This is a genomic window from Bacterioplanoides pacificum (assembly GCF_042648445.1).
Taxonomy (GTDB): domain Bacteria; phylum Pseudomonadota; class Gammaproteobacteria; order Pseudomonadales; family Oceanobacteraceae; genus Bacterioplanoides; species Bacterioplanoides pacificum.
Window position 1 is genome coordinate 630,984 of the sequence record NZ_JBHRYB010000001.1, and the last position, 24,452, is coordinate 655,435.

25 protein-coding genes, 2 tRNA genes and 1 pseudogene are annotated in these 24,452 nt (G+C 52.8%); 20 read left to right on the forward strand and 8 right to left on the reverse strand.

All coding sequences use genetic code 11. The features are described from left to right. From ACFOMG_RS02875 to nadA, 7 genes are all read left to right on the forward strand, one after another. On the forward strand, window positions 1-867 hold the full coding sequence (locus ACFOMG_RS02875; protein ID WP_376864673.1) for a cell envelope integrity protein TolA: 867 nt from the start codon (window positions 1-3) through the stop codon (window positions 865-867). After that, window positions 861-2,153 carry a Tol-Pal system beta propeller repeat protein TolB gene (tolB, locus tag ACFOMG_RS02880; protein ID WP_376864675.1) on the forward strand — a complete coding sequence of 431 codons (1,293 nt, stop codon included), beginning with the start codon at window positions 861-863 and terminating at the stop codon, window positions 2,151-2,153. Before ACFOMG_RS02875 ends, tolB begins: the two co-directional genes overlap by 7 nt. Before the next feature lie 37 nt (window positions 2,154-2,190). Continuing rightward, on the forward strand, window positions 2,191-2,769 hold the full coding sequence (gene pal, locus ACFOMG_RS02885; RefSeq protein WP_376864677.1) for a peptidoglycan-associated lipoprotein Pal: 579 nt from the start codon (window positions 2,191-2,193) through the stop codon (window positions 2,767-2,769). After that, on the forward strand, window positions 2,769-3,569 hold the full coding sequence (gene ybgF / locus ACFOMG_RS02890; RefSeq protein WP_376864679.1) for a tol-pal system protein YbgF: 801 nt from the start codon (window positions 2,769-2,771) through the stop codon (window positions 3,567-3,569). The genes pal and ybgF overlap by 1 nt, the downstream gene beginning before the upstream one ends. A gap of 117 nt (window positions 3,570-3,686) precedes the next feature. Next, window positions 3,687-3,762, forward strand: a tRNA-Lys gene (locus ACFOMG_RS02895). An 86-nt stretch (window positions 3,763-3,848) separates the two neighbouring features. Continuing rightward, window positions 3,849-3,924, forward strand: a tRNA-Lys gene (locus tag ACFOMG_RS02900). Between the two features lie 148 nt (window positions 3,925-4,072). Further along, on the forward strand, window positions 4,073-5,104 hold the full coding sequence (gene nadA, locus ACFOMG_RS02905; protein WP_376864681.1) for a quinolinate synthase NadA: 1,032 nt from the start codon (window positions 4,073-4,075) through the stop codon (window positions 5,102-5,104). Between the two features lie 80 nt (window positions 5,105-5,184). On the opposite strand, the gene ACFOMG_RS02910 is transcribed toward nadA, so the two are convergent. Beyond that, window positions 5,185-6,630, reverse strand: a complete 1,446-nt coding sequence (locus ACFOMG_RS02910) for a M48 family metalloprotease (RefSeq protein WP_376864683.1) — start codon at window positions 6,628-6,630, stop codon at window positions 5,185-5,187. Window positions 6,631-6,837: 207 nt separating this feature from the next. Between ACFOMG_RS02910 and ACFOMG_RS02915 the strand changes: the two genes are divergently transcribed. The 7 genes from ACFOMG_RS02915 to ACFOMG_RS02945 all read left to right on the forward strand — a co-directional run bounded on the left by ACFOMG_RS02915 (window position 6,838) and on the right by ACFOMG_RS02945 (window position 12,340). Continuing rightward, on the forward strand, window positions 6,838-7,080 hold the full coding sequence (locus ACFOMG_RS02915; protein ID WP_376864685.1) for a sulfurtransferase TusA family protein: 243 nt from the start codon (window positions 6,838-6,840) through the stop codon (window positions 7,078-7,080). After that, window positions 7,080-8,171, forward strand: a complete 1,092-nt coding sequence (locus ACFOMG_RS02920) for an AI-2E family transporter (protein ID WP_376864687.1) — start codon at window positions 7,080-7,082, stop codon at window positions 8,169-8,171. Before ACFOMG_RS02915 ends, ACFOMG_RS02920 begins: the two co-directional genes overlap by 1 nt. Before the next feature lie 92 nt (window positions 8,172-8,263). Next, window positions 8,264-9,142 carry a 4-hydroxy-tetrahydrodipicolinate synthase gene (gene dapA / locus ACFOMG_RS02925; protein WP_376864689.1) on the forward strand — a complete coding sequence of 293 codons (879 nt, stop codon included), beginning with the start codon at window positions 8,264-8,266 and terminating at the stop codon, window positions 9,140-9,142. Between the two features lies 1 nt (window position 9,143). Then, window positions 9,144-9,815, forward strand: coding sequence for an outer membrane protein assembly factor BamC (bamC, locus tag ACFOMG_RS02930; RefSeq protein WP_376864691.1), 672 nt, complete (start codon window positions 9,144-9,146; stop codon window positions 9,813-9,815). Next, a complete protein-coding gene (locus tag ACFOMG_RS02935; RefSeq protein ID WP_376864693.1) occupies window positions 9,812-10,576 on the forward strand; it encodes an MBL fold metallo-hydrolase in 765 nt (254 codons plus the stop codon). The genes bamC and ACFOMG_RS02935 overlap by 4 nt, the downstream gene beginning before the upstream one ends. 72 nt (window positions 10,577-10,648) lie before the next feature. Continuing rightward, window positions 10,649-11,359 (forward strand): phosphoribosylaminoimidazolesuccinocarboxamide synthase, encoded by a 711-nt coding sequence (gene purC / locus ACFOMG_RS02940; protein ID WP_376864695.1) that lies wholly within the window; start codon window positions 10,649-10,651, stop codon window positions 11,357-11,359. 225 nt (window positions 11,360-11,584) lie between these two features. After that, window positions 11,585-12,340, forward strand: a complete 756-nt coding sequence (locus ACFOMG_RS02945) for a TIGR04219 family outer membrane beta-barrel protein (protein ID WP_376864697.1) — start codon at window positions 11,585-11,587, stop codon at window positions 12,338-12,340. Between the two features lie 82 nt (window positions 12,341-12,422). Here ACFOMG_RS02945 and ACFOMG_RS02950 read toward each other — a convergent pair whose 3' ends face one another. Beyond that, window positions 12,423-14,363 carry a VacB/RNase II family 3'-5' exoribonuclease gene (locus ACFOMG_RS02950; protein ID WP_376864699.1) on the reverse strand — a complete coding sequence of 647 codons (1,941 nt, stop codon included), beginning with the start codon at window positions 14,361-14,363 and terminating at the stop codon, window positions 12,423-12,425. Window positions 14,364-14,377: 14 nt separating this feature from the next. On the opposite strand from ACFOMG_RS02950, the gene ACFOMG_RS02955 reads away from it, so the two are divergent. Together ACFOMG_RS02955 and ACFOMG_RS02960 are read left to right on the forward strand one after the other, a co-directional pair. After that, window positions 14,378-15,421 (forward strand): alkaline phosphatase D family protein, encoded by a 1,044-nt coding sequence (locus ACFOMG_RS02955; RefSeq protein WP_376864701.1) that lies wholly within the window; start codon window positions 14,378-14,380, stop codon window positions 15,419-15,421. A gap of 12 nt (window positions 15,422-15,433) precedes the next feature. Next, window positions 15,434-15,715: pseudogene (locus tag ACFOMG_RS02960) on the forward strand (alkaline phosphatase D family protein); the annotation flags it as partial. An 86-nt stretch (window positions 15,716-15,801) separates the two neighbouring features. Here ACFOMG_RS02960 and ACFOMG_RS02965 read toward each other — a convergent pair. Both ACFOMG_RS02965 and ACFOMG_RS02970 read right to left on the reverse strand, forming a co-directional pair. Beyond that, the gene (locus ACFOMG_RS02965) at window positions 15,802-16,467 is read right to left on the reverse strand and encodes a class I SAM-dependent methyltransferase (RefSeq protein WP_376864703.1); all 666 of its coding nucleotides are present in this window, start codon (window positions 16,465-16,467) and stop codon (window positions 15,802-15,804) included. Further along, a complete protein-coding gene (locus ACFOMG_RS02970; RefSeq protein ID WP_376864705.1) occupies window positions 16,464-17,246 on the reverse strand; it encodes an MBL fold metallo-hydrolase in 783 nt (260 codons plus the stop codon). Before ACFOMG_RS02970 ends, ACFOMG_RS02965 begins: the two co-directional genes overlap by 4 nt. A 51-nt stretch (window positions 17,247-17,297) precedes the next feature. Between ACFOMG_RS02970 and msrA the strand changes: the two genes are divergently transcribed. After that, window positions 17,298-17,909 carry a peptide-methionine (S)-S-oxide reductase MsrA gene (gene msrA, locus ACFOMG_RS02975; RefSeq protein ID WP_376864707.1) on the forward strand — a complete coding sequence of 204 codons (612 nt, stop codon included), beginning with the start codon at window positions 17,298-17,300 and terminating at the stop codon, window positions 17,907-17,909. Here the strand turns inward: msrA and ACFOMG_RS02980 are convergent. Further along, window positions 17,906-18,289: a hypothetical protein gene (locus ACFOMG_RS02980; RefSeq protein WP_376864709.1), complete on the reverse strand. Its 384-nt coding sequence runs from the start codon at window positions 18,287-18,289 to the stop codon at window positions 17,906-17,908. The genes msrA and ACFOMG_RS02980 overlap by 4 nt on opposite strands. A gap of 91 nt (window positions 18,290-18,380) precedes the next feature. Here ACFOMG_RS02980 and ACFOMG_RS02985 point away from each other — a divergent pair, with 91 nt between their 5' ends. Both ACFOMG_RS02985 and ACFOMG_RS02990 read left to right on the forward strand, forming a co-directional pair. Then, window positions 18,381-19,196 (forward strand): TatD family hydrolase, encoded by an 816-nt coding sequence (locus ACFOMG_RS02985; protein WP_376864711.1) that lies wholly within the window; start codon window positions 18,381-18,383, stop codon window positions 19,194-19,196. A gap of 112 nt (window positions 19,197-19,308) precedes the next feature. Next, the gene (locus tag ACFOMG_RS02990) at window positions 19,309-19,911 is read left to right on the forward strand and encodes a Yip1 family protein (RefSeq protein WP_376864713.1); all 603 of its coding nucleotides are present in this window, start codon (window positions 19,309-19,311) and stop codon (window positions 19,909-19,911) included. A 73-nt stretch (window positions 19,912-19,984) separates the two neighbouring features. Here ACFOMG_RS02990 and ACFOMG_RS02995 read toward each other — a convergent pair whose 3' ends face one another. Then, the gene (locus tag ACFOMG_RS02995; protein WP_376864715.1) at window positions 19,985-21,250 is read right to left on the reverse strand and encodes an inorganic phosphate transporter; all 1,266 of its coding nucleotides are present in this window, start codon (window positions 21,248-21,250) and stop codon (window positions 19,985-19,987) included. Window positions 21,251-21,449: 199 nt separating this feature from the next. Here ACFOMG_RS02995 and rlmF point away from each other — a divergent pair, with 199 nt between their 5' ends. After that, complete coding sequence (gene rlmF / locus ACFOMG_RS03000) at window positions 21,450-22,565, forward strand: 23S rRNA (adenine(1618)-N(6))-methyltransferase RlmF (RefSeq protein ID WP_376864717.1); 1,116 nt, start codon at window positions 21,450-21,452, stop codon at window positions 22,563-22,565. 10 nt (window positions 22,566-22,575) lie between these two features. On the opposite strand, the gene ACFOMG_RS03005 is transcribed toward rlmF, so the two are convergent. Both ACFOMG_RS03005 and ACFOMG_RS03010 read right to left on the reverse strand, forming a co-directional pair. Further along, window positions 22,576-23,313: a sulfite exporter TauE/SafE family protein gene (locus ACFOMG_RS03005; RefSeq protein WP_376864719.1), complete on the reverse strand. Its 738-nt coding sequence runs from the start codon at window positions 23,311-23,313 to the stop codon at window positions 22,576-22,578. A gap of 235 nt (window positions 23,314-23,548) precedes the next feature. Next, entirely contained in the window at window positions 23,549-24,397 is an 849-nt protein-coding gene (locus ACFOMG_RS03010) for an LEA type 2 family protein (RefSeq protein WP_376864721.1), read from the reverse strand. Window positions 24,398-24,452 lie beyond the last annotated feature (55 nt).

The following is a 24,452-nucleotide window of genomic DNA, read 5'->3' on the forward strand; positions in this document are numbered from 1 at the left end:
ATGGGCTGGATGACAACAGGCTGGCGCCGCCCCGACAGTTATGGTTTTGCTGTGGTTGTGGCATTGATAGTTCACCTGCTGGTTGCAGGTTTGTTTTTGCTGCAGTGGCCAGAGAGCAAACCGCGGATGGCTGAGCCGGTGCCGCAGCATATGATTGCGAATGTGGTGCAGGAAGAAAATAAAGCCGTTAAGCAACGGCGTGAAAAAGCCGAGCAGCAACGTCAGCGTAAAGCCCTGGCGGAAAAACGTCGGGCGCAACAGCAACGGCAACAACAACTGGCGGCGAAACGTAAAAAAGAACAGCAGCGTCGGGAGAAGCTGAAACAACAGCAACTGGCAAAACAAAAAGCCGCTGCGGAAAAAAAGCGTAAAGCGGAAGCTGAGCGGTTAAAGCAACAGCAGCTGGCTGAGCAACAGGCGGCGGAACAAAAAGCGCAACAGCAACGTCAGGAACAGCAACGCCAGGAACAGCAGCGACTGGAGCAACAAATGTTGCGGCAGCTGGCTCAGGAACAGGCTGCCGCCGAACTCGAAGCCCAGCGTCAGGCTGAGATAAAAGCTGAACGGGCAGCCGCGACCACGTTAGAACATACGGCGTTAATCCGTGACCGCATTACTTCTGCCTGGCGTTATCCGCCAGCGGTGGCTGCTGAGATGGAGGTAACGGTGCGTCTGACTCTGGTGCCCACCGGCGAGGTAATTCAGGTGCAGATTATCAACAGCAGTGGGCATCAGGGGCTGGACCGTTCCGTGGAACAGGCCATTCATAAAGCATCGCCGTTACCTGTGCCAAACGATATTGCGGTGTTTGAACAGAACTTCCGCCATTTAACGATGAAATTCCGACCGGAGAACGCCTCGTGGTAAGCCGAACCATCCGCTCTTTTTATATAGCGACCCTGTTATTGCTGAGTACTGTCAGTGCCCGGGCTGAATTAGTGATTGAAGTCACCCAGGGTAAACAAAGTGCCATGCCGATCGCCGTAGTGCCGTTTGCCTGGAGTGGTTCTACACCACCGCCGGAGGATGTCAGTACCATTATTGCGAACGATCTGGCCTCCAGTGGTTATTTCCGCGTGATGGATGAAAGCAATATGATCAGCCGGCCAACTGAGCTGGCGCAGGTTGCCTACCCTGACTGGAAAACACAGCGCCAGGACTTTGTGGTGATTGGCCGGATGAATGTACTGCCAACCGGTTATGCGGTGGAATTTCATGTGCTGGATGTACACCAGAAAGTTGAAGTATTCCGCCATCGGGTCAAAGGAACGGGCAGCCAGTTACGCGATGTGGCTCATTACATCAGTGATTTTATCTTTAAAAAGCTCACGGGTATTGATGGTGTGTTTTCTACCAAGCTGGTTTACGTCACCACCAATCGTGAACGTACCCGCTTTAATCTCAATTATGCCGATGCCGATGGTGCCCGTGAGCGTCTGATTTTTAAATCACCACACCCTATTATTTCCCCTGCCTGGTCACCGGATGGCAAAAAGGTGGCGTATGTGTCGTTTGAAAACGGCAAAAGCGAAATCTATTTTCAGACACTGGCAACCGGTCAGCGGGAAAAAGTGGCGGCATTTGCAGGTTCTAACAGTTCGCCGGCCTTTTCACCGGATGGTAAAAAACTGGCGTTTGTACGTTCGCGGCTGGGCAATCCGGATGTTTGGGTGATGGATCTGCAATCCCGTAAGCTGGAACGCATTACCCGTCATTATGGTATTGATACCGAACCTCAGTGGATGCCGGGTGGTGAACATCTGATCTTTACCTCCAGCCGGGCGGGCGGGCCACAGATTTATCAGGTATCGCTGGCGGATAAACAGGTTAAGCGTATGACCTACGAAGGGGGGTATAACGCCCGGGCACGAATTACCGCGGATGGCCGCAAAATGGTGTTTGTTCACCAGTCTGGCGGCAACTTCCATATCGCTTCACAGGAGATAAAAAGTGGCAGAGTGCACATTCTTACCACCGAGACTCATTTGGACGAATCCCCTAGTGTTGCGCCTAACGGAAGTATGGTAATTTATGCCGCAAGTGAGGCGAATCGTAGTATTCTCGCTGCGGTATCGGTCGATGGAGAGGTGAAATTCCGCCTGCCATCGAAGTACGGAGACGTCAGGGAACCTGCCTGGTCGCCGATTTTATAATGATTTTTTAAACTAACTTTCGGACTGGAAGACGGATATGCAAAAAACTGCACTGTATAAAGCCTTTGGCGTGGCGCTGGGCGCTGCTTTGATCTCTGCTTGTTCAAGCACTGGTGACGTTAACGAAGGCGCTGGTAACACTGAGCCAACAGCGGTTGAACAACAAGTTGAACAACAAGTGGCTGAAGCGGGCCAGGAAGCGGAAACAACAGCGGTTGAAGCCGGTGAAGTTGCAGGCGAATCTCTGGAAGCTCAGGCTAACGAAGCACAAAAAGCACTGCTGGAAATGACTGTGTTCTACTTCGACTTCGATCAGAGCACTCTGAAAGAAGACGGCAAAGATGCACTGAAAGCACACGCAGCTTACCTGGCGGCTAACCCGGCAGCTCGTGTTGTTCTGGAAGGTCACGCTGATGAGCGCGGCACGGTTGAATACAACCTGGCTCTGGGCGAGCGTCGTGCCATGACTGTACGTCGTTTCCTGATGGCGAACGGTGCAAAAGCCGGTCAGCTGCAGGTTGTTAGCTTCGGTGAAGAGCGTCCTGCTATTGTTGCTCACAACCGCGATGCATGGTCTAAAAACCGTCGCGTTGAAGTGAAATACCAGAGCCGTTAATGAAACATCTCATCCTGCCTTTGGCGCTGGCTGTTGCAGCCAGTGCTGTTGCTGAGGATGAATGGGTTTCGGTAGGCGCCAACCGCACGGTGGCGCCTGCACAACCCGAAACTCTTCCCCCATCTTCCTCATCATCTGTTACCCCTTCGGCCACTCTGGCTCAGCCCGCCGCCGAATCTGACGACGGCAATGATTTATTATCTGAGTTGTTATTTCAGGTTGAGCAAATGCAGCAGGAAATTGCGATGTTGCGCAGCCAGGTTGAAACTCAGGATAAACAGCTGCGGACCATGAAGCAGGAGCAGCGGGCACGTTATCTGGATCTCGACCGCCGTGTTGCCAGCCTGGTACGCCAGCCTGCGGCACAGAAGCCGGCGACGGATACTCCGGCTGTTGCCGCGACGTCTCAGGTGCCGGCGGCAGATGCTTATAAAGCGGCGATGACACTGGTGCGTGAGAAAAAATTCGTTGAAGCCAATCAGGCATTCGCCGATTTTGTCACTCACTACCCGGATGACGCGCTGGCCGCCAATGCCTGGTACTGGAATGGTGAAGTGTATCTGGTGCAAAGCAAGCTGCCAGAGGCGGAGAAAGCCTTTGCTCAGGTTGTCGAACATCATAGCGATCACCAGAAAGCGCCTGACGCGACTTACAAGCTGGGTGTGACTCTGCATAAGCAGGGGAAAACCGAACAGGCCCGTAGCTGGCTGAATAAGGTGATTGAGAGTTACACCGGCAAAGCGGATTCAACCGTACGCCTGGCGCAATCCTATCTGGAGAAGATGCCGGCTGGCCGTTAACGCCCTGTACTTAGCGGTCGTAAGCCTTTGCGACCGGCTAAGTTGCTGAAATCGAAACTTTTTTTAAAAAAAGGCTTGTCACTCAGAAAAATTTCGGTATTATACGCCGCACTTCCGGGGTCGTTAGCTCAGTTGGTAGAGCAGTTGGCTTTTAACCAATTGGTCGCTGGTTCGAATCCAGCACGACCCACCATCATCAAACGGAAGCTAAGTTGCTGAAATAGTTACTGAATTCCAGAAATTCAGAAAAACGCGAGTTTCATCTGCGCAGCACTTATCGGGTCGTTAGCTCAGTTGGTAGAGCAGTTGGCTTTTAACCAATTGGTCGCTGGTTCGAATCCAGCACGACCCACCATTTATTCCTGAAAAGGGGAGAAAGCCAGCCGGTTTTCTCCCCTTTTTTTATGGCCGGAAAACTTTGTTGCCAGAAGCAGGGCTGGCAGTCGCCCCGGGTCGCTATGATAAAATAGCGGCACAATCGCCAATCATGTGATGAGAGAAAGATGACAGAAGCGGTACAAACCCCACAGCAGGTGATTCGGAATTACTGGTCTAAACCGTCTGAGCAGAGCCCGGCAGAACAGCAGGCATTAAAACAGGACATTCGTCAGCTGCTCCGGCAGGAAGATGCTGTACTGGTGGCGCATTATTATTGTGACCCTGAAATTCAGGCGCTGGCTGAAGAAACCGGCGGTTGTGTGGCCGACTCACTGGAGATGGCCCGTTTTGGCCGCGATCACAGTGCCAGTACTTTGCTGGTGGCCGGAGTGCGTTTTATGGGCGAAACGGCAAAAATTCTCAGTCCGGAAAAACGGGTGCTGATGCCGACACTGGAGGCCACCTGTTCGCTTGATCTGGGTTGTCCGGTGGATGAATTTTCGCAGTTTTGTGATCAGCATCCGGATCGTACCGTGGTGGTGTACGCGAATACATCGGCAGCGGTAAAAGCGCGGGCAGACTGGGTTGTAACGTCCAGCATTGCGCTGCAGGTGGTAACCCATCTGAAAGAGCAGGGTAAAAAACTGATCTGGGGGCCGGACAAGCATCTGGGTCATTACATTCAGCAGCAAACCGGTGCTGATATGATTCTGTGGGACAGCGCCTGCATTGTGCATGATGAATTTAAAGCCAAAGGTGTTGAGGATCTGAAGAAGGTTCACCCGGACGCTGCCATTCTGGTGCATCCGGAGTCGCCGGATTCCGTGGTACAGATGGCGGATGTGGTGGGCTCCACCAGTCAGCTGATTGCGGCGGCGCGGGATCTGGCTAACGACACGCTGATTGTGGCAACGGATAAAGCCATCTTTTACAAGATGCAGCAGGCAGCACCGGACAAATTACTGATTGAAGCGCCAACCGCCGGTAACGGAGCGACCTGTCGCAGCTGTGCTCATTGCCCGTGGATGGGGATGAATGAGCTGCGTAATATGCGTGATGTATTAAAAACCGGCAGTCAGGAAATCATTATTGAAGAAGGTCTGCGCCAGCGTGCGGTTATCAGTCTGGACCGTATGCTGACCTTCACTCCGGCCTGAATGGCCGCAGCCACAGCGCTCCGCCCCGGGGCCCTGTGATTGGAAACGCCGTGATTAGAAACGCGGCGATCGGATCGTTTTCAGTTGCCAAAGCGGGTCGGGCTGTTGGCCATGATCCGCACTCTGCGGCTGATGGCGGCTTCCTGCAGAAAATCCCCTTCTTTTTTGGCCTGCTTCAGGGCCAGCTCCATTTGCCGCAAGGCTTTCGCCTGAAAGCCGGTGATAAACAGATATTCACCATTAGCCCGGTGCGACAAGGTCTTTTGCTGGTTTTTACCGGCGGCGGCCGCCAGGTTGCGCCACACGTGTGGATAACCCGGACGTTGCTCAGACAGCTGTTTCAGCAGTTGGCTGGCGTTGTCGTATTGCTCGTCGGCCATCAGAATATCGGCCTTGCGACTGCTTAATTCAAAGCTGCCGGGCTGAAAGACCAGGGCTTCATCCAGTGCCTTCAGTGCCGCCTGATTATTTCCTTGTAATCGTAACAGTTGGGCCTGCAGCGAGACCGCGGCCGGGTGTTCATTATAGGGGGCGGCCATCTGTTGCAGTATTTTAAGCCCGCTGGCGGCATCGCGTTTGTCGGCGGCCAGTTGTGCCAGAGCCAGTTGTGCGGCGGCATAAGGCTGGCTGTGTTTGCTGTTCAGGGTCAGTTGGTGTTCGAAATGTTGCTGCTGTTCAGCTGCATTCAGCTGATAACGCATGCGCGCCTGGTTTTTCAGAATATCGAAGGTGAAGCTGGTAAGCCTGGGTTTGTGTGGGTAATTTTCGGCCCGCCCGGCGGCATCGGCTACCCGGTTTTCTGTCACCGGGTGGGTCAGCAGAAACTCAGGCGGCCGCTGGCTGAAGCGATTGGCCTGTAACATGGCCTGGAACATACTGGGCATGGCGTGTGGATCGAGGCCGGCGCCGACCAGGGCTTTCATGCCGATGCGGTCGGCTTCGCGTTCCCATTCCCGGCTGTAAGCCAGTTGATTCTGTACCGAAGCAGCCTGGCTGGTGACCAGTCCGGCGAAACCGGCGTCGGCATTATTGCTGGCAATCAGTAGGATGCTGGCTAATAACGCGGCGATAGCAACCGGCTGTTGTTTTTCTGCCTGCTCAATCTGACGGGCAAAGTGACGCTGACTCAGGTGGGCCAGTTCGTGGGCCAGTACCGCAGACAACTCGTCTTCGTCGCGGGCGTGCAGAAAAATACCAAAATTAATGCCGATGATGCCGCCGGGAACGGCGAAGGCATTAAGTTCTTCGCGGTCGATGATAACAAACTCAAAATCAGACAGCTTCACTTCGCTGTGCGGGATCAGGCGGTAAATCAGATTTTCCAGAAACTGATTGGCCAGTGGTGATTCCATGGTATTAGCCTGGCGCCGTAACTGTCGCAGCCACAGCCGCCCCAGCTGGTGTTCTTCCTGTAATGACACATAGCTGGAGGCACTGTCTCCCAGGTCGGGCAGATCCGAATTGCCTGCCTGAGTGCTGAATGGCAGAGCGGCGAGCAGGCTGAATAAACAGGCGGCTGATTTCAAAAGTCGGGTTCCCGGTTCAGAATGTCCAATATTCAATTATCCCTTACGTGGCGATATCGACCAGCCGGTCGCCTGAAAAGTTCTGCAAAGGCAAAGCAAAGTTCGGCAAGACTGGCCAGTGATTGCGGCTGATGGCCGTTGTGGGGCGATTACGTCAGCAATGCTTAGGTATATAATAGCCGGCCAGTTTGGCAAAAGGCGTGAAGTGTGTCTAATTCAATCTCTTATCAGCAACATCTGGATGCTCGTGGTCTGGAATGTCCGATGCCACTGTTAAAAACCAAGCTGGCACTGAAGCAGCTGAACCCCGGGGAGGTGTTGTGGGTCACTGCCACAGATGCCGGTTCCTGGCGTGATATCAAAAAGTTTACTGAACTGACCAGTCATGAATTGCTGCATGCCAGTGATGAACAGGATTGTTATCAGTACTGGATTAAAAAGGGAGCCTGATGGCTATGTTTACTGTCGTTCGCCGTTGGGTGGATCGTTATTTTTCTGACGAAGAAGCCTTGCTGCTGTTATTGCTGATTACCGCGGTGTTGCTGGTGATTGTCACACTTGGGCAGGTGCTGGCTCCGTTTCTGACGGCTGTGGTGCTGGCGTATTTGCTGCAAGGTGGTATGAACTACTGCAAAAAACGTGGCCTGGGGCATCTGGGGGCGACGGTGGTGGTGTTTCTGTTGTTCATCGGTGTGTTTCTGGCACTGCTGTTTATTATCATGCCGGCAATCTGGCAACAGACCAGTCAGTTTTTTTATGAGTTGCCCAAGATGGCCAGTAAAGGCCAGGCGCTGTTGATGTTATTACCGGAAAAATACCCCGACCTGATCAGCAATGACCAGGTGCATCAGTGGACCAAGCAAATCGGTGATGAGCTGGCCAGGATGGGACAGCTGGCGGTCAGTTTTTCGATTTCGGGCATTACCGGTGTGATGGCGGTGCTGATTTATTGTGTGCTGGTGCCAATCCTGGTGTTTTTCCTGCTGAAGGATTCCGATCAGATCGTGCGCTGGTGTACGTCGTTTTTGCCGCGCAAACGCAGCATGCTGAACCGGGTGTGGGCGGAGATGGATGAACAAATTGCCAATTACATCCGTGGTAAGGCGCTGGAAATCGTGATTGTGGGTGGTGTGACCTATATCGCCTTTATCATCATGGGGGTGAATTATGCGGCTCTGCTGGCGATTGGTGTCGGCTTGTCGGTGCTGATTCCGTATATCGGGGCCGCGGTGATCACCATTCCGATTGCCATGGTGGGGTATGTGCAGTGGGGCTGGAGTAATGATTTTGTCTGGCTGATGGTGGTGTACGGCATTATTCAGGCGCTGGATGGCAATGTTCTGGTGCCGCTGTTGTTTTCGGAGGTGGTCAGTCTGCATCCGGTTGCCATTATTGTTGCGGTGCTGGTGTTTGGTGGTTTGTGGGGCTTCTGGGGGGTGTTTTTTGCAATTCCGCTGGCAACCCTGTTTAAAGCGGTGTTACAGGCCTGGCCGGATTCCCAGAATCTGGCCGAGACTGAGCCGCCAGCCAGCGGCGACTGAGACGCAGAATTCACCTTGTCTCTTGTGTCCGGGGCGCGGCATCAGTAGTATTGCGCCTCTGTTTTTACGCTCAGAATTTGGAGTATCGCTCAATGATTACCGGCAGTATTGTGGCTTTGGTTACCCCGATGCACGATGACGGTCAGGTCGACTGGGATTCCCTCGATCGCCTGATTGAATTCCATATAAAGGAAGGTACCGATGCAATTGTTGCTGTCGGTACAACAGGTGAGTCTGCGACACTGGACACCAAAGAACATTGTGCGGTGATTGAGCGGGTTGTTAAAGTGGCTGCGGGTCGTCGTCCGATCATTGCCGGCACCGGTGCTAACTCCACCTCCGAAGCCATCGAGCTGACGCAGGAAGCCAAAATTCTGGGCGCTGATGCGGCATTATTGGTGACGCCGTACTACAACAAACCGCCTCAGCGTGGTCTGATTGCGCATCATGAAGCGATTGCCGCGGCGGTTGATATTCCACAGATTCTTTACAACGTTCCGGGCCGTACCGCCTGTGATATGTTGCCGGAAACCATCGCTGCGCTGGCCGATGTTGAACAGATTGTGGCCGTTAAAGAAGCGACCGGGGATATGGCCCGTGCGCGCCAGGTGATTGATCTGGTTGGTGACCGCATGGCGGTTTATTCCGGTGATGATGCGACAGCTTATGAGCTGATCCTGATGGGCGGTAAAGGCAATATTTCAGTGACGGCTAACGTGGTTCCTAAACTGATGCATCAGCTGTGTATGCTGGCGCTGGATGGTAAAGCCGACGAAGCCAAAGCGCTGAATGATCAGCTGATGTCATTACATAATAACCTGTTCAGCGAAGCCAATCCGATTCCGGTGAAATGGGCGATGCACAAAATGGGCTATATGGGCAAAGGCATTCGTTTGCCTCTGGTTGAGCTGGATAACCGCTATCGTGCCAAGCTGGAACTGGCGATGGCAGGCTTTGACCTGATCGGATGATATGACCTTGAAGCGTATCTGTACGTCTGCACTGCTGCTCAGCAGTGCTCTGTTAAGCGGCTGTAGTTTCCTGTTTGGTGATACTTTCCAGGATCGTGCTGATAACTATCTGACACTGGAGCCTCAGCCGGAGTTGCAGACCCCGGCCGGACAGGCTCCGCTGGCGCAGCGGGATGCCAATGTGATTCCGCCATTGCCGGTGGAAACCCGGCGGCCGGACAAATTTGCAACGCCACGTCCGTTACCACTGGTGGTTGAGCAGGTCGACGATACCGGCGTGACCAGTCTGGCGCAGTATCGGGCTGACAGCCTGAATCCCCGTCTTGATAAAGACGGTGCTGGTACACAGATTCTGCGTATGGATCTGGGGTATGCCGCGTCCTGGGCTGCCGTTACCGAAGCGCTGGCGGCGTCTGATTTAAAGCTGACGGACTTAAACCGCAGTACCGGTACCTATTATCTGCAGCTGGAGCAAACGGATGTTGAGGATACCCGTAGCTGGTGGGGGAAACTCTGGGGTGAAGAGCTGGTTACCAGCGCCAACTATCTGTTAAAAATGAATCGCTCACGGCAAGGGGTTTACCTGTCGTTGTTAACTGATGCCGATAATCTGGCAGATGCCGATGTCACCCAGCGGGTATTAACCGAAGTGAAAAATCAGCTGGATCAGTGAGATACGCATCGTTAGGCAGTGGCAGCCGCGGCAATGCCACGGTAATTGACTATCAGCAGCAATGTTTGCTGGTGGATTGTGGTTTCAGCCGCAAGGTCATTCTCGAACGGCTGACGCAATTAAATCTGGATCCGGCTCAGTTAACCGCCGTGCTGGTGACTCATGAGCACGGTGATCATGCGAAAGGGGTACAGACGCTGTGTGAAACCCTGCAGATTCCATTTTATGCGTCGTTTGGTACGGCCCGTAAAATGGACTGGCTGTCGCATCCGTTGTGGCATTGTATCCGTTCGGAAGAAGTACTGACGCTGGCGGGAATGCAGGTGTTGCCGGTGGTGGTGCCACACGATGCCCAGGAACCACTGCAATATGTGATGAGTAATCCGGAAGGTTTTAAGCTGGGAATTCTGTCAGATCTGGGGTCATTAACTCCCCATATCCTGCAGCATTATGCCGGCTGTCATGCATTACAGATTGAAGCCAACCACGATCCACAATTATTGCAGGTAGGGCCTTATCCGCCCAGCCTGCGTGCCCGGGTTGCCGGCAATTATGGCCATCTGAACAATCACCAGTGTGCCGAGCTGGTGCAGCGGATTCACTGGCCCGGATTAAAACGGGTTACCGCCGGGCATATCAGTGAAAAAAACAACAACCGTACTCTGGTACGGCAGTTACTGGCGCCGGTATTAAACTGTACGCCGGATGAAGTAACCCTGCTGGAGCAGGATAAAGTATCTGAATGGTATTCGCTGGCGTAGCCCAACTAAGCATTCTGGCCGGCAAGCCGTTTGCCGACCGACTATTTAAACTATTTTTCCGGAGAGACTCCTATGGAAAAACGCGAACTGCTTTACTCTGGTAAGGCGAAATCCGTTTACACCACTGATGATAACGACCTGATGGTTTTGCAATTCCGCAACGACACTTCGGCGTTTGACGGTAAAAAAATGGAGCAGCTGGATCGTAAAGGTCTGGTGAATAATAAGTTCAATGCGTTTGTAATGAGCAAGCTGAGTGAAGCGGGCATTCCGACTCACTTTGAAAAATTGCTGTCGGATACCGAGTCTCTGGTTAAACGACTGGATATGATTCCGCTGGAATGTGTTGTTCGTAACGTCGCGGCCGGTAGTCTGGTACGGCGCCTGGGGGTGGAAGAGGGTATTGACCTGGTGCCACCCACTTTTGAGCTGTTCCTGAAGAACGACGAGCTGGGCGACCCGATGGTGAATGAATACCACGCCCGTTCATTCGGCTGGGCCGAAGAAGAACACCTGAACAAAATGAAAGAACTGACCTTTAAAGTGAACGAAGTGCTGAAGCAGCTGTTCGCTGACGGCGGTATGCTGCTGGTCGACTACAAGCTGGAGTTTGGTTTGTTTAAAGGTGAAGTGGTGTTGGGCGATGAATTCTCGCCGGACGGTTGTCGCTTATGGGATGCCGAAACCCGTGAAAAACTCGATAAAGACCGCTTCCGCCAGGGGTTGGGCAACGTGGTTGAGTCTTATGAAGAAGTCGGCCGCCGTATCGGTATGACCTTCTGAGTCGCAGTGAGTTGTTAAAATAATGTAAAAAGCCCTGCTGGTGGAACCCAGCAGGGCTTTTTTATGGATCGTTTATGGTACTAATTTCACAGCAGGTGTGAGAAGGCATTCTATTTGCAATCTCAGAATTTGCAGGCAAACTAACAACACAAAATGTCGGGTAATAAGCCCGTGACGTACCGAATCCGGTCTGTTGGAAAACTACAAAATTTACAGGAATGAATCATGAAAAAGACTGCGATCGCTGCATTGCTGGCAGCTCTGACCCCGATGGCGGCACAAGCCGATTTATTATTTACTGTTGGCGCAAAAGCCAGCATCTGGAATGCTGAGCCGAGTGGCCAGCTGGACGATGGTGTGTCGGTTGAAAGTGATGGCCTGAACCTGGATTCTGATAACGGCCAGCAACTGACCCTGTATTTTGAACATCCGCTGCCTTTTATCCCGAACCTGCAGCTGAAAAAGACAGCGCTGGAACTGGAAGGTGATGGATTTATCAATGCGAAGTTCGGCGATAAACCCTTCAGTGAAGACGTCACCTCAACGTTCGATCTCAGCCATACCGATCTGACCATGATCTGGGGCGTGCCGCTGCCAGTGCCCTTTGTTGATGTAAACTTCGGTCTGACGGCGCGTCAGTTTGACGGGGTAGCTGAAGTAACGAGTAAGACGAATTCACAAAAGAATGAACCTGTTGACTTGGACTTTGTGATGCCATTGTTATACGGCGAAGTGGAAGTGAACACACCGTTTGGTGTTTATGGTCAGGTGGATGTGAACTACATTGGCTACGGCGATAACAAAATGAAAGACCTGTCTTACGGCATTGGTTATGACCTGCCGATTCCGGTGGTTGATCTGGGTCTGGAAGCCGGTTACCGCAGCCTGACGCTGCAGACCGATGAAGATCTGGCCGATATCGAAACGGACGTGGAAGTGAAAGGCGCGTATTTTGGTGCGAACTTCGCTGTCGGTTTCTGATCGCTGATTGCCCGTCAAAAAAAAGCGCTGCCCGAAAGGCAGCGCTTTTTTTATGCAACTCTGGAAAAGTTTTCCCGGTTTTTTATTGTTCGCCATCCACCAGTACAAACCGCGCTGAACGCGCCAGCGGTTTGATTTCCTGAACTTTAACCTGCACTTTCTGATTCAGTTTAAAGCAGGCATCACCACTGCGATGAGTCAGGGTTTTGGTTTCAAAGGTCCAGTCACCTTTCACTTTACGGCGGTCGATGGTGCCTTCGATGCCGCTGTCTTCCAGGCGCACGGTAAAGTTCATCGAATTCATATGAACGATGGTGGCGTCGTAGGGGGTATTCTTGTCCTGCCGTTTCAGCCAGTCGAGTTTCAGCCAGCTTTCACTTTGGGATGCAGCGATACGGCTGTTGGCCTGACGTTGCTGAATCTGTTCCAGTTGTTCGGTGGATGGCAGGGCCGGTTGTGCCTGTTCCAGCAATGCTTTAATCACCCGATGCAGCAGCAGATCGTTGTATTTGCGCAGCGGTGAGGTGAAGGTGGTGTAGTGGCTGAAACCTAAGCCGAAGTGTGGCCCGGCTTCCAGTGACAGGTTGCTGCGCTCCAGCTGACGGCTGATGATGGTGCGTAATGGTAAATCAGAGCCGCTTTGTTCGGCTTTCTGTACCCATTCAACAAACTCTTCCAGTTGCTGGATCTTAGGTTTACGTTCCAGATCGAGTTGTTCGCGCAACAGGGCCACGACTTCGCCAATCCGTTCGGTGCGTACGCCGTTATGGGTAATAAAGAAACCACTGTTTTGTGTTGCTAACCAATCAGCGATAGAGCGGTTACAGGCCAGCATACATTCTTCCACCAGACGGTGTGCCTGGTTGCGTTCCAGCTTAACAATTTCTTTGGCTTTGCCCTGTTCGTCAGTAATGATTTTGTAATCCGGACGTTCTTCCATCACCAGGCAGTGTGCGGCGCGATACTGGCTTAACGCCTGTGAGCAGTTATACAGATGGATCACATGGCCATGCAGCTCGGCAGGCACATCGTTTTCTTCACCTTTGATTAACTGAGCGACCTGCGGGTAGTTTAACTTCGCCTGACTGCGGATTTTGGCATTGTGGATATGGGTGCTTTCGATGCTGCCGTCTTCAGCGATTCTGAGTTCTACCACCATTGCCAGACGTAATTCGTTTTCCTGCAGCGAACACAGTTGTTCGGACAGCTCTGGCGGCAACATAGGTAATACCTGATCGGGGAAGTACGATGAGGTGGCACGTTGCCCGGCCGCTTTATCCAGTTCGCTGTCCGCCTGAATCAGTGCCGCAGGATCGGCAATGGCAATCCATAAAGACCAGCCCTGACTGTGAGCCTCGGCGTACAGGGCGTCGTCGATGTCACGGGTACCGGCGGAATCGATGGTGACAAATGGCAGATGGGTCAGATCGGTACGTTTACTCAGTTCGGCTTCCAGTCCCTGATTAACCAGTTCATTCACCTGGGTACTGACAGCGTCACTGAAGTCGGCGCTGAGGCCCGCTTTGGTCATGATAAAGCGGTGTTCGATATGATCATCCCCGGGCTTACCGATAATTTCATCGATATGCGCCTGGGCACGGCCGTTCGGGTAAGGATGCTGACTGATATGTGCCCGCACCAGATCACCTTCTTCGGCTTTCAGGCGTTTGTTGGGTGGCACAAAAATCCAGCGGTTGAGCAGATCGTTGTCTGGCTCAATAAAGTGGCCTTTACCGCGAATGGTATAGCGGCCAAAAAATTCTGTTAATTCACTGCTGCTGACTGATTCAATAATGGCTTGTTGTTTGCCCTCACCGGCTGCTTCTACCCGGAAGGCAATCCGGTCGCCGGGTAATACCTTTTCCATCTCATCCGGTGACAGGAAAAACTGCTGCTTGTCATCGGTATTTACAAAGCCAAAACGGCCAGTGGTTGCCCTGACCCGGCCTTCATGACGGGGTGTGCTGTCATGAATTTCCTGTTTCAGGGACTTAAGCTGTGTAAGGGCGTTTTTGTCGAGCATCCGTAGGGCAACCAGTGTCAGATAAAAGAGCCGCCAAGTGTACGGAAAAAGGCTTTTTTAAGCCAGCTATGCGGGCGCTCAGCCGCCAAATATGCGCTCTGGGTTATTCTGAGACGGATTACGCCGATATCAATAAAATAACAAAAAGTTACAGTAACGTTAAGCTGGCGGTGTGTTCCTGTGCCAATTTCCCTTACGGCGCGTTTAATGTTTATAAAGAAATTGCAGGCTCAGATGCTCAGGCGGTGGTGCTTCTGGGTGATTACATTTACGAATACAAAGCGGGTGAATATCCGGCCGCCGAAGACGTGGCAGCTGGTCGTCAGGAAGAAATCGGTGGCGAAATTATTACCCTGGAGCAATACCGGGCGCGCTATAGCCTGTACCGTCGTGATCAGGATCTGCAGGCGGCTCATGCGGCTAAGCCGTTTATCTGTGTCTGGGATGACCATGAATTAGCCAACGACGCTTACAAAGGTGGTGCGCAAAATCATAACGACGGTGAAGGTTCGTTTGCTGAGCGCCGTGCTGCGGCTTTCCAGGCTTACTACGAGTGGCTGCCGATCCGTACCGGTGCGGATAACGCCAAAATCTGGCGGGGTTTTGAATTCGGTAACCTGGTCAACCTGACTATGCTGGATACTCGCCAGTTCGCGCGCGATAAGTCGCTTTCTTACGATGACTACATCAGTGAAACCGGCATTGACCAGGCGGCATTTGCCGCCGACTTAGGCAATTTATCCCGCACACTGCTGGGAGACGAGCAGCAGCAGTTTGCCGATGCCTCTGTGCGTGATTCGAACGCGACCTGGCAGGTGTTAGGGCAGCAGATTCTGATGGGGCATATTAAAGTACCGGCGGAACTGTTGCTGAGCTTGAGCAAGATCGAAAAACTGATTTCTGCCGGCCAGGATGCAAGCGCAGCCCAACAACAAACGGCACAGTTGTTAGGCGAACTGGCACAAATCAAAGGCTGTATTCTGCAGGGTGACCCAGGTGTGACGGATGCCGAAAGAGCACGTATAGAAACCGTGGCGCCATATAATCTGGATGCCTGAGATGGTTATCCGGTCGCACGTGAAAAGATGCTGCGTCTGGCCCAGTATTATAATAAAAACCTGGTTGTACTGGCCGGCGATACACACAATGCCTGGGCATCGAATCTGTATCCGGCGTTTGGTGATAAGAATACCATCCTGGACGGTCAGGACAGTGTTGGGGTGGAATTCGCGACGGCATCGGTATCATCGCCGGGCTTTGAAACTTATGTCGGTTTCGGCAGTGATGCTCAGCAGCAGGCTGACTTTGAGCAGGTGGTAACGACTCTGGTGGATGTGACTCCGCAACCGTAGCCTGATTCTGTGCCGTTAAATACGGCTGATCGTGTTAACCGGATTGCTTCACCGACGAGGAGAGGCAATCCGGTTATTGCCTGTGTTTAGGCTCGATATAAATTCACCCAGCGAAACTCATCCAGTTCATCCAAATCGGGGACGGTAAAGGATTCTTGGCGACCAATTTTCTGATAGGGCGGGAAATTAAAATCTTTCACCCGTGAATCGGCTACCAGAACCTTACTGGCTTTTTGCCGAAATATGTCCAGCAGTGGCAAATTCGCTTTGTCATACAACACGTCGGCGGCAATCAGCAGGTCGAGTGGTTCGTTGAAGTCAAATAAATCACCGTGTAAGCGATAATCCACCTGATTTAACCGGGCGTTGGCAGCACAGGCCAATAACGCATCCGGATCAATATCGCAGGCGATCACTTCGCGTGCGCCGGCGATGACACAAGCGATGGCCACCACTCCGGAGCCAGCGCCAAAATCCATCACTTTTTTATCTTTTACCCAGTGTGGATTGGCTAAAATCTGACGCGCTAATACCTGGCCGCTGGCCCAGCAAAATGCCCAGTAAGCCGGATAGCTCTGAATGGATAATATTTCTTGCTGGCTGAAAGGGCGCCGCATCGCCTCAGGTTCAACCAGCCAGAGTTTAATTTGCTCACATTGGGGTAAGGACTGAATACTGACGCTGGCATCGCTCAGCATCTGTTGTATGCATGTGTTTAACGGCTGTTGTGGTGATTGTGGTTGCTGCGTCAAGATGGGTTACCGTTTAATTCAATGGGCTGATCCGGCCGGGCAACGCGGTAACCGGCCTGTTGTAATTGCTCTGCTGCCTGTTCGTTGGCGTAATGGTACAACACCAGTCGCTGGCGTATATCTTCCCGGTATTCGTGTAAATCGCTCAGGCCGGTGTGGGACGGATTCGGGTGCAGGCCACAGTCATGACAAATAACCTCATTACCTGTGAGTTTATGATGCAATATCTCCGGGATCGGACGGCTGTCGCCGCTGTAAAAAAATACCCCGGGCAGGTGCAGAGAAAAACCGGAGTTTGGTGCGTGATGGCGGTTGGCGTACAGTTTAAAATGCAGCCCGGCGTGGTAAAACTCATCAGTAACCGGAATCAGCTGAAAGGCCTGCCAGAAGTCGTGGCCACCTTCGGCCATGGTGCCAAACTCCGGGTAAGTTGCTAAGCGCTGATGTAAAGTGGTCAGCAAATTCAGAGGCACAAATAGCCGCGTTAACGGCAGATTGTGTTGTTGTTGTTGTTGTTGTTGTTGCTGCTGCAACTTTAAGCGAACCGTTAAAATTTCCAGATCAGCGATATGATCCAGATGGCAGTGGCTGATAAAAATGGCTTTGGGAAGCTGCTGGTAACGCTGCAGGTAGCTGTGAATTGTACCGGGGCCGCAGTCAATCAGCAGCACCGCCTGGCCATCGTTTTCCAGAGTGGCCGCCGAACTGCCCATGGTTATTTGACCGCCACTGCCTGTGCCGTGAAAATTGAGTGAATAGTGTTGCGCTTTTGCGGTCATAACCCTACCTAACATCATCGAGAGGTCTGCATTATGTGGCGTCCTAAATTAATGTCTATACCCACCGCCGATCAGGCATTGCCAGGCCGGGATCAGCCGCTGACGGTTGATCCCCACCATTTTGTCAGTGGTGAACGTTTTGACGGCGATTGCCCGGCATATCTAAAACAGCTGATCATTGGTATGGGGTGTTTCTGGGGGGCGGAACGACGCTTTTTTCAGCAGCCTGGTGTGGCAGTAACGTCAGTGGGTTATGGCGCAGGCCACACCCCCAATCCAACCTATGATGAAGTGTGCAGTGGCCATACCGGTCATAATGAACTGGTGCGCATCTGGTACGATCCGCAGCAAACCACGCTGGAAGCGTTATTAAAAGTGTTCTGGGAAAGTCACGATCCGACCCAGGGCATGCGACAGGGTAATGATATCGGCACTCAGTATCGCTCGGGGATTTATCTGTTGCACGACGACGAGCTGGCATTAGCGCAACAGAGTAAACAGCACTATCAGCAGCGCTTAAGCGAGCAGGGGTTGGCTGAGATTACCACCGAAATCAAAAAAGCCGGGCCTTATTATCTGGCCGAAACCTATCATCAGCAGTATCTGGCGAAAAATCCCAATGGTTATTGCGGCTTAGCGGGCTGTAATGTCCGCTTTGACTAGGGCCTGTTAGCCGCTGCTGGCGGACAGCGGCTGTGTTTCACCTGAGGGAATGCCAGGTGAATAGCCCAGGCGATCGCCGTGGCGTAGGATAAATTGGTGGCCAGTTCGATATGTGGGTTATTCAGGAATTCCCGCTGTGATGCCAGGCCACGGATTTTACTCGCCAGTTCCGGATCGAATGCCAGGTGCTGATTCCAGACTTTCTGATGCAGGGCGGCATCAATATGATAAATGCCATAACTTTTGTTGGTCAGGCAGCTTGTGTCCGGCAGCTGGGTCTGGGCCAATAGCAGATTCTCGGTCGCGGCACACTGTTTGCCAAGGTAGCGCAGGGTGGGGCGAATGATGTGTTCACGCAGTTCCTGAGCGTCTAATTCCATGACTGTCATCCGCTACAAATGGCCAAAACTGGTAAACAAATAGCAGCTCTGGCGCAACTTGCCAAGTCTGTAATGATTCAGAGGACAGCCGATGGCAGCCAATAATGCCTTAGCCCGGTTAAAATGGGTCGATAGTCATTGTCATTTTGACTTTGATGCGTTTCGCCTGCATCGCTCACAACACTGGCAGCTGGCGCAGTCGCTGGGGCTCAGCGGATTAATTATTCCGGGTATTCATCTGCACCAGAGTGCACAACTGCCGGCGTTTTGTGCGGCAACGGCCTGGCATTATGCTCAGGGATTACACCCGTACTTTCTGGCGCAGCATCAGTCTGCAGACATCGCCCGGCTGGCAGAGCTGCTGCAGCGGGATAAGGCCATTGCCGTGGGGGAAATAGGACTCGATTGGACGCTGGCCAGGCAAACGGCGGATGAACATGCCGCACGACAACAGCAGTGGTGGTATTTTACCGAGCAGGCAACGCTGGCTGAGCAACAAAAGTTGCCGCTGATTTTGCATATTCGTGGTGCCCATGATGAGGCCGCTTCCTGGTTACGGCGCCAGCGCTTCAGTCAGGGCGGGATTGTGCATGCGTTTTCCGGCAGTGTGCAGCAGGGCCAGCGCTGGCTGGAACTGGGTTTTAAGCTCGGTATTGGTGGGGCAATGACCTTTCCCCGGGCACAAAAACTGCGCCGTACCCTTCAGCAGCTGCCGTTACACAGCTGGCTGCTGGAAAGTGATGCGCCGGATATGCGTCCGTCCTTTTTTAATGCCGGAATCAATAGTCCGGTCGCTGTACCTCTGTACGGACACATACTGGCGGCGTTAACCGGCACTGAAGTGGAAGAGGTTGCCGCGGCTAATCTGCGGTCTCTGACGCAGATTTTTCCTACCGCTGTTTTTTAGAGGATCGGGCACTGTAAATCCGAGTTTTTAGATCAGGTTTTTCCATCAGCTTGTGTCCGCTGCTGACTGTGTATAGCTTGAAGGCAAGTCCACAAAGCAGAGGATACTGCGTATGTTTCCCAATCATATGTTCGGCTTGTTATATCATCCCCGGGAGGAATGGGATGCCATTCGCAAAGAAGGGGCTCCCAGTCTGGTGCAGGTATTCGTGCGTTATGCTTTGTTACTGGCTCTGATTCCGCCGGTTTCGTTGTTTATCGGCTCCACTCAGATGGGCTGGAGTGTGGCCGGCGGTGATGTGGTGAAGCTCAGCACTGAGAGCGCTGTACCCATTGCCATTGCCTTTTATTTTGCCCTGTTGGTCGGGATCGCGTTTGTTGCTTATTGCATGTATTGGATGGAACGTACCTTTGGGGTGACGGCCAGCTTTGAGCGTTGCCTGATATTTACCGTATATACTTCTACCCCAATGTTCCTGGCCGGTTTTATCGGCCTGGTGCCTATTCTCTGGCTCGACTTTTTTGTCGTGTTGGCTGCTGTGGCTTACAGCGTGTATCTGCTATACAGCGGCATTCCGATTTTTATGGATATTCCGGAAGAGCGTGGTTTTATTTTTGCCAGCTCGGTGTTAACGGTTGGCTTGTGTGCCCTGGTGGGTTGTATGGCGATTACTGTGATTATGTGGGGAATGGGAATAGCCCCAAGCTTTATTTGACGCTGAGCTGAAGATATGAAAAATCCCGCCCGGTAGAGGATACCGGGCGGGATTTTTTGTGGCTGGCAGAAACTCAGCCCCAGATGGCTGTGAAACTATAAAAGAAAATCACGGCCAGAGCGGCACCCGCGGGTAAGGTGACAATCCACGACACAAAAATAGAACCGATTTTTTTCATATTGAGGGAGTCAGCTCCCATCGCCAGGCCAACACCAAGGATGGCACCCACCAGGACATGGGTGGTCGAGATGGGCAAACCTGTGCCGGAAGCGACCACAACTGTGGTGGCTGCGGCCAGGGTGGCGGCAAAGCCACGGCTTGGCGTTAACTCAGTAATACCACTGCCAACGGTGGCGATAACCCGGTGACCAAAGGTCATTAAGCCCACCACAATGCCCAGAGCGCCAACCAGTAAAATCCAGATTGGCAGTGCGGATTTAGCAGCAATTTCACCACCGTGTTCAATAATGCTGACGACCGCAGCCACCGGACCGATGGCATTAGCCACGTCGTTGGAACCGTGGGCAAATGCCATGGCACAGGCGGTAAAAATCATCAGAACGGAAAAGACTTTTTCTACATTAGCGAGATGGATCGCTTCTGACACTTCCTGATCAGCATGAATTCGCTGCACAAAAAAAGCGCCGATGGCCATAACAACCAGGCCGATCAGGGTAGCCATCCACAGGGCATCCTGATACGACAGGTTCAGCCCCAGATGTTTCAGACCTTTGGTTAGTGTCACCATCGCAATAACAAAACCAACCAGCAGAATATAAAAGGGCACTAAGCGTTTAGATTGACGAAAAGGATCGCTGCTGTCGTGAATCCAGTGTTTAACGGTTTTATACAGCACAAATGAAATGCTGCCAGCCACAGCCGGAGAGACTACCCAGCTGGCGGCGATGCTGCCAACTTTACCCCAGTTCACCGCATCCATTGAGATGCCAACGGCGGCAAAACCAACAATGGCGCCAACAATGGAATGGGTGGTGGAAACCGGCCAGCCCCGAAACGACGCAATCAGCAGCCAGGTGCCCGCTGCCAGCAGTGCTGACAACATGCCAAACACTAATAACTCCGGAGAATCGGCGGTGAATGATGGGTCAATAATGCCTTTACGAATGGTCGCGGTGACTTCGCCGCCGGCAAAGAAAGCACCCGCAAACTCGAAGACAATGGCAATTAAAACAGCTTGTTTGATGGTTATGGCTTTAGACCCAACGGAGGTCCCCATGGCATTGGCAACGTCATTCGCACCAATACCCCAGGCCATAAATGCACCAAAGACGCAGGCCAGGATAATAAACACAGACCCCTGGTCGGCAATTAATTCCATGATGAACTCCTGAGTTCACGGTAAAAAACGGCGCGATTCTACCTCAGCGTTTTCGTCGATCATAGGCGCCAGGGCATGAAAAACGGCATTAACTGAACTTTTATTCAATCTGGCTGGCGCTGGCTGAAAAGGGTCAGACCAGAGCGTCGCTGGCCCTGGCTGTGGTAAACTGGCGTATTATTTTTCTGGTGTTGTTAGCGTGTCTCATTCAGGTAAAAAATCCGGGCCTCCGGCTGCCCGCAAACGTCTGTCATTGTCGGGTGAAGCGGTTGAGCGCAAGCCCAGAATTCAGGTGCGTAAAGCATCAGCGACGGTTGCCAGCGCGAAAAAGCCGGCAACGAAAGCGGCCGCCAGAGCTGGGAAAACAATCGGACTGCATCGTCGTAATGTTCACCAGGGGCGCTACGACATGGCGGCACTGGTTGCGACTTTGCCAGCGCTGGAGGCGCACCTGACGCTGAATCCACGTGGTGAACAAACCATTAATTTCTCCGATCAGCAGGCAGTTTTATGTCTGAACCAGGCATTGCTGCAGCATCATTACGGTATTCATGGTTGGCACATTCCGGCCGGTTATTTATGCCCTCCTATCCCTGGTCGTGCTGATTACATTCATTATGCGGCGGATCTGCTGAAAAAATATCAGCTCGATCAGGGCCGGGTGACGGTGCTGGATATCGGTACCGGTGCCAATCTGATTTATCCGCTGCTGGGGGCTGCTGTGTATCAGTGGCAGCTGGTGGCGAGTGATATTGATACCGCTGCGCTGGAAAATGGTGGCGCCATTCTGGCCGCGAATCCGCAGCTGGCCGATCAGATTGAGTTACGCCAGCAGTCACAACCGCAGGCCATTTTTCAGCACCTGATTCAGCCGGGGGAGCATTATCAGCTGACGCTGTGTAATCCGCCGTTTTATGCTTCTGCTGAAGAGGCGCAGGCCGAAAATCAGCGAAAACAGCGCAACCTGTCACGCCATCAGCAAAAGCGCCAGGAAGTCGTGAGCTCTGCTCCGGAGCTGGATGGAGTGTCGTCAGACCCGTGGGGTAAGGCGAAAGCCCGGGCTGAGCAGCGTAATTTTGGTGGTCAGCAGAATGAACTCTGGTGCGACGGTGGGGAGCTGGCGTTTTTGCAGCGGATGGCGCGGGAAAGTCGGGAATATTCGTGTCAGGTCGACTGGTTCACCTCACTGGTGTCGAAGCAGGATAATGTCCCGCTGTTGCTGGAATACCTGAAACGCCAGGGGGCGAAAAAAACCGAAGTGGTGAAGATGTCTCAGGGGCAAAAAATCAGTCGTTTTATCGCCTGGTGCTTCTGAATCCTGACGGTTACAGCCAGGCTTTACCAAGCAAAATCACCCCGGAGCTCAGCAATAACACCCGGCACAATGCCATAAAGCGTACCTCGCTGATACGCCCCTGAATTTTATGGCCGAGCCAGACGCCCGCTAATGCCACGGGAGCGAGAATCAGAGCTGTGAGAAGCAGGGTCTGATGCCATTGACCGAGGAAATAATACGGCACCAGTTTTACGCTGTTCATCACGCCAAAAAAGATGGCGGTGGTCGCCAGCCAGCGCAATTTAGGCAGCTGACGGCCGATCAGGTAGATGTTGATCGGCGGTCCGCCGGCGTGAATTAACGTGCTGGTAAAGCCGGCGATGCCGCCCCATAACCAGGCGGCACCGCGCAGCTGAGACAGGTAGCGGGTCAGTGGTTGCCAGCAGGCAAACAGGATACACAGAATAGCCAGTGTCAGTTGCAACACACTTTCGGGGAGTTTTCCCAGTACCAGGCTGCCGAGCAGAATGCCGGCCAGAGCGGCAGGGATAATATGTTGTAATTCGGATCTGATCACATGCTGGCGATAATGCCAGATAGTCCGGGCGTCCATTAATAACAGCAACGGCAAAACCAGAGCGGCCGCACTGGACAGCGGCATCGTCAAAGTCAGCAGGGGCACCACGACGGTTCCGGCTCCGCTGGCGAAGCCGGATTTTGAAATGCCGGTGAAAATCAGGCCAATGACGGCCAGAACCCAGAACAGTGGCTGATCGTAAGGAATCATACTGTGTATTTTGTTAATTGTGACTGGCGCAGTATGAACCTGTTGTGTTCATAGTGCTACTGGCGGCAAATCAAACCACAAAGCGGTCAGTGGTTCGTGACTGGTTGCTGTGATGGTTAATGGCCTGACCGAGTGGCAGCCTAATGCATCCGCCGGGTTCAGAGTCAGTTGTTCCCCGCGCTGGCTGACCCGCGCGGTGCCATTGATTATATGCAGGTAACTGCTGCCTGGCTGATTACAGGTTGATCAGCCTTTCTGAGCGAAATGTCAGCGCTTCTGCCTGCCAGCTCTGCAGTGCCGGAATCAGTCTGGCATGACCATCGACAATAAACTTGGTCGGCTGGTCACTGTTGAGCAAATTCAGCAGCGCAGCGCCAACATCACTTAATCGCAGGCTGATGGGTAATGACACCGTTTGTTGCTCTCCCGCTTCAAGGGTAACCGACTGCAGCTCTGCTGAACTCAGGGTTTTGCCCATCGCCTGCAGATTAAAACCCAGTTGTTGCAGGGTTAAGGCAAAGCTGTTGGGGTTATCCAGTGCCAGTTGCAGTTGCAGCTTGATCTGGCTGAAGCCGGCCTCCAGCAACTCAACATCTTTCAGTTGTACGTCAGGCAGGCGTGGAACGGGTAACACATCCTCGTATTCCAGCGGAATGGCAATGTCACCCAGGACAGGCACCTGGATACGAATTTTACCACTCAGGCCGTAAGGAACTTCGTTCTGTTGCCGGGCATGATCCGCTGCCGCAAATAACTCCTTAAAACGCAGCACTATTGGCAGTTCTGTTGTGGTGCTGCCGGATGCGGGCAGGGTCAGCTGGGTATCCGGCTGTTGGATCTGTGCCAGTGATTGGCCGGCGATGGCCAGATCAAGTGTCAGCCCGGCTGTTGTCAGTGGAAACGGATTGGGGTTGTCGAGCTTAATCCGGGCGTTCAGGGTGATGCTGGTGAGTGATAAATTGGCCACTGCGACACTGGTTACTGCTGCTGTGGGTTTTTGCGCCTGACTCAGTTGCTGCAGATTGGCACAGCTGGCAAGCATCAGAATGGCGAACCAGAGTAGTAGTTGCAGGGATGATTTCATAATAGCCTCCGTTATCAGGCGTCAGAGTGTAGCGCAAAGTGCCACGACTGTTTCA

Bases quoted from the DNA above. Each gene is read 5' to 3' on its own strand.
- bamC (WP_376864691.1), top strand. From the start codon at position 9,144: ATGACCTTGAAGCGTATCTGTACGTCTGCACTGCTGCTCAGCAGTGCT.
- nadA (WP_376864681.1), top strand. From the start codon at position 4,073: ATGACAGAAGCGGTACAAACCCCACAGCAGGTGATTCGGAATTACTGG.
- msrA (WP_376864707.1), top strand. From the start codon at position 17,298: ATGTCTATACCCACCGCCGATCAGGCATTGCCAGGCCGGGATCAGCCG.
- ACFOMG_RS02990 (WP_376864713.1), top strand. From the start codon at position 19,309: ATGTTTCCCAATCATATGTTCGGCTTGTTATATCATCCCCGGGAGGAA.
- pal (WP_376864677.1), top strand. From the start codon at position 2,191: ATGCAAAAAACTGCACTGTATAAAGCCTTTGGCGTGGCGCTGGGCGCT.
- ACFOMG_RS03010 (WP_376864721.1), bottom strand. From the start codon at position 24,397: ATGAAATCATCCCTGCAACTACTACTCTGGTTCGCCATTCTGATGCTT.
- ACFOMG_RS02875 (WP_376864673.1), top strand. From the start codon at position 1: ATGGGCTGGATGACAACAGGCTGGCGCCGCCCCGACAGTTATGGTTTT.
- ACFOMG_RS02980 (WP_376864709.1), bottom strand. From the start codon at position 18,289: ATGGAATTAGACGCTCAGGAACTGCGTGAACACATCATTCGCCCCACC.
- dapA (WP_376864689.1), top strand. From the start codon at position 8,264: ATGATTACCGGCAGTATTGTGGCTTTGGTTACCCCGATGCACGATGAC.
- ACFOMG_RS03005 (WP_376864719.1), bottom strand. From the start codon at position 23,313: ATGATTCCTTACGATCAGCCACTGTTCTGGGTTCTGGCCGTCATTGGC.
- ACFOMG_RS02970 (WP_376864705.1), bottom strand. From the start codon at position 17,246: ATGACCGCAAAAGCGCAACACTATTCACTCAATTTTCACGGCACAGGC.
- ACFOMG_RS02920 (WP_376864687.1), top strand. From the start codon at position 7,080: ATGGCTATGTTTACTGTCGTTCGCCGTTGGGTGGATCGTTATTTTTCT.
- ACFOMG_RS02945 (WP_376864697.1), top strand. From the start codon at position 11,585: ATGAAAAAGACTGCGATCGCTGCATTGCTGGCAGCTCTGACCCCGATG.
- purC (WP_376864695.1), top strand. From the start codon at position 10,649: ATGGAAAAACGCGAACTGCTTTACTCTGGTAAGGCGAAATCCGTTTAC.
- ACFOMG_RS02995 (WP_376864715.1), bottom strand. From the start codon at position 21,250: ATGGAATTAATTGCCGACCAGGGGTCTGTGTTTATTATCCTGGCCTGC.
- ybgF (WP_376864679.1), top strand. From the start codon at position 2,769: ATGAAACATCTCATCCTGCCTTTGGCGCTGGCTGTTGCAGCCAGTGCT.
- ACFOMG_RS02950 (WP_376864699.1), bottom strand. From the start codon at position 14,363: ATGCTCGACAAAAACGCCCTTACACAGCTTAAGTCCCTGAAACAGGAA.
- ACFOMG_RS02985 (WP_376864711.1), top strand. From the start codon at position 18,381: ATGGCAGCCAATAATGCCTTAGCCCGGTTAAAATGGGTCGATAGTCAT.